Here is a 7,572-nt window from a genome sequence, read left to right as displayed (position 1 = left end):
TATCCCAAGCTCTCTCCTATACTTTCATTTCCGTAACAAAAGCAACGGGATATAGAAATACCTACTTATAGAAATAGGGATATTTCTATATCATTAAAAAAGAGCACAGCGATGATATGTGGTATATACAATAGAATCAGGAATTTATATTATTCCAGTAACTTATCCCAAGCTCTCTCCTATACCTTCATTTCCGTAACAAAAGCAATGAGATATAGAAATATCTACTTATGGAAATAGGGATATTTCTATATTGCGAAGGAGATTATAGTAGTGTTATGTGGTATATGCAATGGATTCAGTAATTTATGTTATTCCAGTAACTTTTCAAAAACGCTCTCCTATGCCTTCATTTCTGTAACAAAGGTAATGAGATATAGAAATATCTACTTATAGAAATAGGGATATTCCTGTATTTAAAAAAGAGATTATAGAGTGATATATGGTATATACAATAGAATTAGTAATTTATATTATTCCAGTAACTTTTCAAAGGTCCCCTTCTATACCTTCATTTCTGTAACAAAAGCAATGAGATATAGAAATATCTACTTATGGAAATAGGGATATTTCTATATCATTAAAAAAGAGCACAGCGATGATATGTGGTATATACAATAGAATCAGGAATTTATATTATTCCAGTAACTTTTCAAAGGTCCCCTTCTATACCTTCATTTCTGTAACAAAAGCAATGAGATATAGAAATATCTACTTATGGAAATAGGGATATTTCTATATCATTAAAAAAGAGCACAGCGATGATATGTGGTATATACAATAGAATCAGGAATTTATATTATTCCAGTAACTTATCCAAAGCTCTTTCCTATACCTTCATTTCTGTAACAAAAGCAATGAGATATAGAAATATCCACCTATAGAAATAGGGATATTTCTATATCATTAAAAAAGAGCACAGCGATGATATGTGGTGCATATTATAGAATTAATGGATAATATCTAAAGCATTGATGTCAAAAGAGATTAACTACTTTGAACTACTCACCACTAAACTTCCTTACGGACTGTTTGAAGTGGGAGATTCTTAATCTCGCATTGCCCCCGCCTCTCGGGAAGTCATTGCACCTTGTCCTTCTCTTACATCTTTTTGAATTTCTTGTTTTACTTTTAGTGCATCAGTTTCAGTAAAATCTGGTTTCATAATAGAACCCAATTTCTCTATAGCTTTTTTATGATGTTGCATACAAGCCCTCCTCAAATTATTGTTTAACAATCTTATTATTTACAAAAATACACTCGGTTTATCCCGAGTAATTGAGCGAATTTCACGTAAAGTAAAAAGTGATTAAATTGAATAAGTGGTTTCTGATTTTAGGAATATCCAATAGAAATCATTCAATAATCGGGCGCTTTAATGGAATAAGGATCACTGAAGTGATTAGACTTTTTTATAAAAGAATGATTCAATTAAATAAATTAAGAGTGTGTTTTGATCAATCTTTTTTCAAAACACGCTCTTTCTTTTTGCTCATTTATCAAGGTTATTAGTATCAATTTGACCAAACATTATTTCAAAGCTACATTTGAAGAAATAAAAAGAATGGCGCTACTAGCTCAAAAGTAATGGCGTCTTAATACTGATCAGTGGTTTAGTGATATTGGAGCCAAGTACAAAGAAGATATTAAATAGTTAGCTTAAGAGACAAAGCGATTGATGAGGGAATATCATAAGGGAATTGCGGTGATGAGAGGGACGAGAAAGTCGTGGAAGAAGTTCTGGTGATGATATTTTCAACTACAAAAACATAGAAATATCCCTATTTCTATGTAGGGATATTTCTATGTTTCTAAATCTCTGTTAATAATTTAAATTTCCTTTTCTGTTCGGGAGTTAATTGATTTTCTACATAATGATGTATAAGTAAATCTATTATTTCATGAGCATATTTCTTATTAGTAAGTTTCATTAGTGCTCCAAGCTCTTCCTTAGATTGACTAGAAATTTTAATACTACCTTGTTGGTTTTTAAATGTCTTTTTCTCTGGTGTTTGCTCCTTCTTTTTCTCTTGCTGAGTCACTTGTTTTTCTTCATTTATAGGTGGAAAAGTAGGAGTATTCTCTTCACTTTTTGTTACAACTGGATCCTCGTTTGGAATATAAGGATCTATTGGGTTAAAATTGCTCTTTTTTCTGCCTAATAATCCAGGAGTTCTTGCCATGTTATACACCAACCTTCATACTTTCAAAAACATTGATACGAGATAATAATTCATCACTAATTTTTTCATATAGTTCTATTACATTTAAATCATGTCTATCATTTTCAGTAATACCGTTAACATCAAACCTTTTAATACGTTCCATCTGTGGAACGATATGTTTAAATAGATTTTCTTCACCAAAAATTTCACGAGCGTTTTCCATAATGTATTCATCCACTTTACCATTATTTTTTAATAGCACTGGAAGAATACCTACAACTTCAATATCAAGATTATATTGCTCTTTTAATTTTACTAGTTGGTTAATGTAGTTTTCCGCACCTGTAAGAGAACGTTCTTGTGTTTGTAGAGTTATAAGAACATAATCAGAAGCTACAACTGCATTTTTTGTGACTTCAATTGACATAGGCGGAACATCGATAAATATGTAATCGTATTTATGTTTTATTTTCTCAAGTAATCCCTTAAAGTAGAAATCTTCTTCTTCTTCCGAAGAACATGATTTATATAGAAATTTTGCGAAATCTTGAAAATCAACATAAGAGGGAATTAAATATAAATTTTCCATTATTTCAACTTCTAATCCATCTAAATTCCCCTCTTGAATTCCTTTCATTAATGTTTTATTTAAAGTTACCTGTTCGTCAGGATTAAGGATAGATTTTGTTAACATTAGAGATTTTGTTGCATTACTCTGTGGATCAAGGTCAACGAGTAAAGTTCGTTTCCCCTTTTTTGCGAATTCATAAGAGTTTAATACAGCATTAGTGGTTTTACCAACGCCACCTTTGTAGTTCCCAACAGTAATTGTAATAGCCATTTATACCACTCCATTTATTATTTGAAAAAGTCCTCTATATCCCTACTTCTATATTTTAGTAAAAGAATTATAGAAATAGGGAAGTATCTACTTTTAGAAATAGGGATATTTCCCTATGTTATATAATAGATTATAGCAGTGATATGTGGTACATGCAATAGAATCTATCATTTATACCACTCCATTCATTTTTTGAAAAAGTCCTTATATCCCCATATCCCATGCCCATCAAGCTAAGAAAAGCAAATATCCCAAAACGAGAGAATGGATATTGTTAGGTGAGCTGTACAATTTTTTTGTTTTGGGGCTTTTTAAAAAAGAAACAACCTTTCCTATAATTGACGTTGCATAGGCGTAACTTGATGACCATGACCTATTTCAATTTTTTTGATAGCGGATGTACGGAAATATCTAATTATAGAAATAGGGATATATCTATATTGTAAAGAAGATTATAGTAGTGATATGCTATACATAAAATAGAATCAGTAATTTTTCAAAAGCGCTCCCTATACCTCGATTTCTGGTAACAAGAGTAGAGATATAGAGAAATATCTAATTATGGAAATAGGGATATATCTATATTGCAAAGAAGATTATAGTAGTGATATGTTATACATAAAATAGAATCAGTAATTCTTCAAAAGCGCTCCCTATACCTCCATTTCTGATAACAAGAGTAGAGATATATCTATATTACAAAGAAGATTGTAGTAGTTACATAGGTACACACAATAGAATCAGTAATTTTTCAAAAGCGTTCCCTATACCTCCATTTCTAATAACAAAAGTGGAGAAACAGGGAAATATCTAATTATAGAAATAGGGATATATCTATATTACAAAGAAGATTATAGTAGTTACATAGGTACACATAATAGGATCAGTAATTTTTCAAAAGCGTTCCCTATACCTCCATTTCTAATAACAAAAGTGGAGACATATGTTCACGAATAATAAAGTTGTTATAAAATAATAAAGTCATTTTAAAAATAAAATAGATGTTTAAAAAATGGTATTAATTAAGAATTTATACTTTTTATCCTGTATGATAGAAATAATAATATTCTAGAATTTGTATAGTCAAGAAAACGGTTATCCTAAGAGGGTAGATCAGATGACGGAGAAAGAAGAAAATGTTCACATTCGAATCGTTGATGAAGACGGAAATGTACATTATAAATTCGATATAGAGGAAGAAGACTTAGAAGACTATCTAGTAAATTATCCTAACATGCGTTTTTTATCAGAAAACCTATATGAAATGGTAGAAGACGAGGAAGGGTTAGAGAACTTAAAAGAAGAAATTGAAGAAATAAAAGAACTCTTAGGTATGGTTCGAACAACTGAGATTATCGAAACTAAGCCGAAGACAAAGGAAAAGAAGAAGAGGAAAAGAAAACGTATCCTTCTAACTTACATAGGTATCATCATCTTCTGTTTAGGTTGGAAAGCAGTCGAGGGGTATTCGGAGTATTACCGAGTTCAAAACGGAAAACAAGTAGAAGGTAAGGTAGAAATTAAGCTACAAACAAATCAATCTTCCTTATACCCAACAAACGAGTTATACATTTCAGCAGACCATAAGTATAATGCAGTTCTAGTTGAACAAGAAGTGTTCGATAGGGTAAAGAGGGGTGACACGTTTAAAGTCATCATATACAAGGATAAAATATACTTAGACCCTAGAGAAGAGAAAACAAAAGTAGATTAACAAGTAAGTATGACTTTAAAACAAAGTTTGATAATTTATAAATTAAATAGACTAACTAATAAGAGGATATTATATTCAACATATGAGCATATATCCTCTTTTCTTATACATATTAGATTAGTTATACAGATATTGAAAATATAGTTCAATATGTATTATTATTATAACAACATAGGATAGTTGAACAAGAACAATAGATCTTTATGGTAAAATTTATTTGTGTAAGAAGAAATGAGAATTTGATTTTGAATAAGATTAAAATTTACTAAACAATCACTGTAGTGAAGGTATTATGTTTGAGACGTAAGAGGAGGATAAATATTCAATCTCAAAAGTGGAATCCATTTTGATCAATCTTTTTTTAAACTGGATTCTTTTTTACTGTAAAATAGGGGTTTGTGGGGTGTTTTTAATCAAACTTTATTTCAAAGCTACAGTAATGTATGTTTGAAATACTCGTTTCTCAAATTAAACAACATTTTTTTTTGCAAAAATTGAAACCATTAAAACACATTTTAAATAACTTTAATAACCTCCTATCATATTGTTTGATGGGAGGTTATTGCCTTTCTGAAGATAAAGTTAAAGAGCGTTATTATCTCTATACAACATAGGGAAATATCTAATTATAGAAATAGGGATATATCCATATTGCAAAGAAGATTATAGTAGTTATATAGGTACAAACAATAGAATCAGTAATTTTTCAAAAACGCATCCTATATCCCCATTTCTAATAATAAAAGTGGAGATATAGGGAAATATCTAATTATAGAAATAGGGATATATCCATATTGCAAAGAAGATTATAGTAGTTATATAGGTACAAACAATAGAATCAGTAATTTTTCAAAAACGCATCCTATACCTCCATTTCTAATAACAAAAGTGGAGATATAGGGAAATATCTAATTATAGAAATAGGGATATATCCATATTACAAAGAAAGTTATAGTAGTGATATGCTGTATATACAATAGAATCAGTAATTTTTCAAACGCATCCTATACCTCCATTTCTAATAACAAAAGTGGAAGTATAGGGAAATATCTAATTATAGAAATAGGGATATATCCATATTACAAAGAAAGTTATAGTAGTGATATGCTGTACAAACAATAGAATCAGTAATTTTTCAAACGCATCCTATACCTCCATTTCTAATAACAAAAGTGGAGGTATAGGGAAATATCTAATTATAGAAATAGGGATATATCCATATCTATCTGGATATACTCTGTACCTTTCTTGATTCTTCCATCTTGAAAATAATTAGGGAGTTAAAATGCAGTAGAATCTAAAATACGAATACGCTTGAAAACAGAAGGGTATGGAGAAAAAAACGGCATAGATGTGGCCAATTTTTTGCTTAGTAGTTCGGCTAAGTAGGTGTTGTAAAAGTAGGACGGCGCTTTATTAAACCGTTGATTCAGTCCCTCAGGACTGATGAGTACTTCTGTTGATGCTTCTAAACAGCTAGATAACTGAGTTAAAGAAGTCATAGCTACATTTTGGCTCACCCATACACATAAAGCTACTAAATCTTTTGCTTGGTACTTACTGGTTCGTTTTACAAAACCAACATCTCTAGCAAGACCCCGTAAGGTATTTGGAGATAAAACTCTTGAGCAAATAGTTGGAACCCGTTAGATACAGAAATAGATATCAAAAACGCCATCCTTTCCTACAACTCTATAGGAAGAATAGCGCATTTTTTCATTTAAAATATTATATTATGATGACATTTTATTCAATCTTTCCTGAGATTGAATATTGGTTCTAACAAACAGTCCAGTGTATAAGAAGAATGTCCCCATTATTGCAATGATACCAATGTAAACGGACATCATCGTAGGAACCAAAAATGCACCAATTATAATAGTCATTCTTGCAGTTAGATCCGCGCCAATATATGCTAGACCTGCAAGAGCTGAATACGACCCTCTTTTATCAGCCGGAATCATATTAGCTTGTTCTGCATTTCTGATTGGGGAGTAGACAAGTTCACCAACAGTGGCAATGAAACTAAAAATAATCAGTACGTACCAAGTGTTTGCAGATGTTACTGTCATATAGCCTACACCATAGAGCACAAGACCTAAAAGTAACGCTTTTTTTCCATTTAGACAATCTGTAAATTTATTTACAATAAACGTTAAACATACTACTAAAAGCATATTTTCTATGTTAAGAATACTTAGCATCCTCACTCCTACTATTTCAAAGTTCCCAATGCTTATTGGATTGAATGTTTCTGAAAGTCGTATACCAACATAACTGTTTAAAGAAAACTCTGCCGCAAATATGCAGGTAGACCCTATTACAACTCTTAAAAATGCTCTATCTTGAATAGCAACTTTATAGTTTTGAATTAGATCAAGTACTATATTTCCATGTCTTTTTTCTAAGCACTCTTTAACTTCTGCAACTAGCCAAATTTTATAAGCAATCGGCAATGTAGCAGAAACAAAAGTCAGTAATATAAACAACTCTTTTTGGTGATTAATGTATAAAAAACCACCTAATGCTGCACCAATTGCCATAGAAAGATTCATAAGCCAATAGTCAATTGTATAAACAGCCTTTCGATTTTCTGGTGTAGTTGAGTCTATAATGATAGCTTGCATGGATGGGCGCCCAAGACTGCTAGATATTATAAAACCTACATAAGCAGTTGCAAATAACCAAATCATCTTATCTGTAGGAAATAAGCTTAAAGTCATGATTGAACTACCCCCACTTTCACTTCGTTTAGAAGTGAAAGTGGGGGATTCCTAAGTAAAGAGTTCTATCGAACTCTAATTTATTAGGCTATCTCCGCAGTCCTTGCGGTTAGAAGCCTTATCGCTTCA

Annotated in this window: 5 protein-coding genes and 1 pseudogene; 1 reads left to right on the top strand and 5 read right to left on the bottom strand. The window is 31.1% G+C overall.

Going from position 1 to position 7,572, the window contains the following annotated elements:
* Positions 1–1,048: 1,048 nt before the first annotated feature.
* The 3 genes from MR109_RS29225 to MR109_RS29215 all read right to left on the bottom strand — a co-directional run bounded on the left by MR109_RS29225 (position 1,049) and on the right by MR109_RS29215 (position 3,006).
* Positions 1,049–1,207: a hypothetical protein gene (locus tag MR109_RS29225; RefSeq protein WP_242274807.1), complete on the bottom strand. Its 159-nt coding sequence runs from the start codon at positions 1,205–1,207 to the stop codon at positions 1,049–1,051.
* A gap of 604 nt (positions 1,208–1,811) precedes the next feature.
* Positions 1,812–2,183: a hypothetical protein gene (locus MR109_RS29220; protein ID WP_242274806.1), complete on the bottom strand. Its 372-nt coding sequence runs from the start codon at positions 2,181–2,183 to the stop codon at positions 1,812–1,814.
* 1 nt (position 2,184) lies between these two features.
* Positions 2,185–3,006, bottom strand: coding sequence for a ParA family protein (locus MR109_RS29215; RefSeq protein ID WP_242274805.1), 822 nt, complete (start codon positions 3,004–3,006; stop codon positions 2,185–2,187).
* A 1,117-nt stretch (positions 3,007–4,123) separates the two neighbouring features.
* Between MR109_RS29215 and MR109_RS29210 the strand changes: the two genes are divergently transcribed.
* The gene (locus MR109_RS29210; protein WP_242274804.1) at positions 4,124–4,720 is read left to right on the top strand and encodes a hypothetical protein; all 597 of its coding nucleotides are present in this window, start codon (positions 4,124–4,126) and stop codon (positions 4,718–4,720) included.
* A 1,283-nt stretch (positions 4,721–6,003) separates the two neighbouring features.
* Here MR109_RS29210 and MR109_RS29205 read toward each other — a convergent pair.
* Together MR109_RS29205 and MR109_RS29200 are read right to left on the bottom strand one after the other, a co-directional pair.
* Positions 6,004–6,386 (bottom strand): annotated as a pseudogene (locus tag MR109_RS29205) (IS4 family transposase); the annotation flags it as partial.
* A gap of 67 nt (positions 6,387–6,453) precedes the next feature.
* Positions 6,454–7,443: an MFS transporter gene (locus MR109_RS29200; protein WP_242274803.1), complete on the bottom strand. Its 990-nt coding sequence runs from the start codon at positions 7,441–7,443 to the stop codon at positions 6,454–6,456.
* Between the last annotated feature and the right edge of the window lie 129 nt (positions 7,444–7,572).

The sequence above is a fragment of the Bacillus cereus group sp. BfR-BA-01310 genome (assembly GCF_022664325.1).
In the GTDB taxonomy this organism is placed as follows: Bacteria; Bacillota; Bacilli; order Bacillales; family Bacillaceae_G; genus Bacillus_A; species Bacillus_A paramycoides.
This window is presented reverse-complemented; position numbering and strand designations above follow the sequence as displayed.

Excerpts from the sequence above, each read along its gene's own strand:
- MR109_RS29225 (WP_242274807.1), bottom strand. The coding sequence starts at position 1,207 with ATGCAACATCATAAAAAAGCTATAGAGAAATTGGGTTCTATTATGAAA.
- MR109_RS29220 (WP_242274806.1), bottom strand. The coding sequence starts at position 2,183 with ATGGCAAGAACTCCTGGATTATTAGGCAGAAAAAAGAGCAATTTTAAC.
- MR109_RS29215 (WP_242274805.1), bottom strand. The coding sequence starts at position 3,006 with ATGGCTATTACAATTACTGTTGGGAACTACAAAGGTGGCGTTGGTAAA.
- MR109_RS29210 (WP_242274804.1), top strand. The coding sequence starts at position 4,124 with ATGACGGAGAAAGAAGAAAATGTTCACATTCGAATCGTTGATGAAGAC.
- MR109_RS29200 (WP_242274803.1), bottom strand. The coding sequence starts at position 7,443 with ATGACTTTAAGCTTATTTCCTACAGATAAGATGATTTGGTTATTTGCA.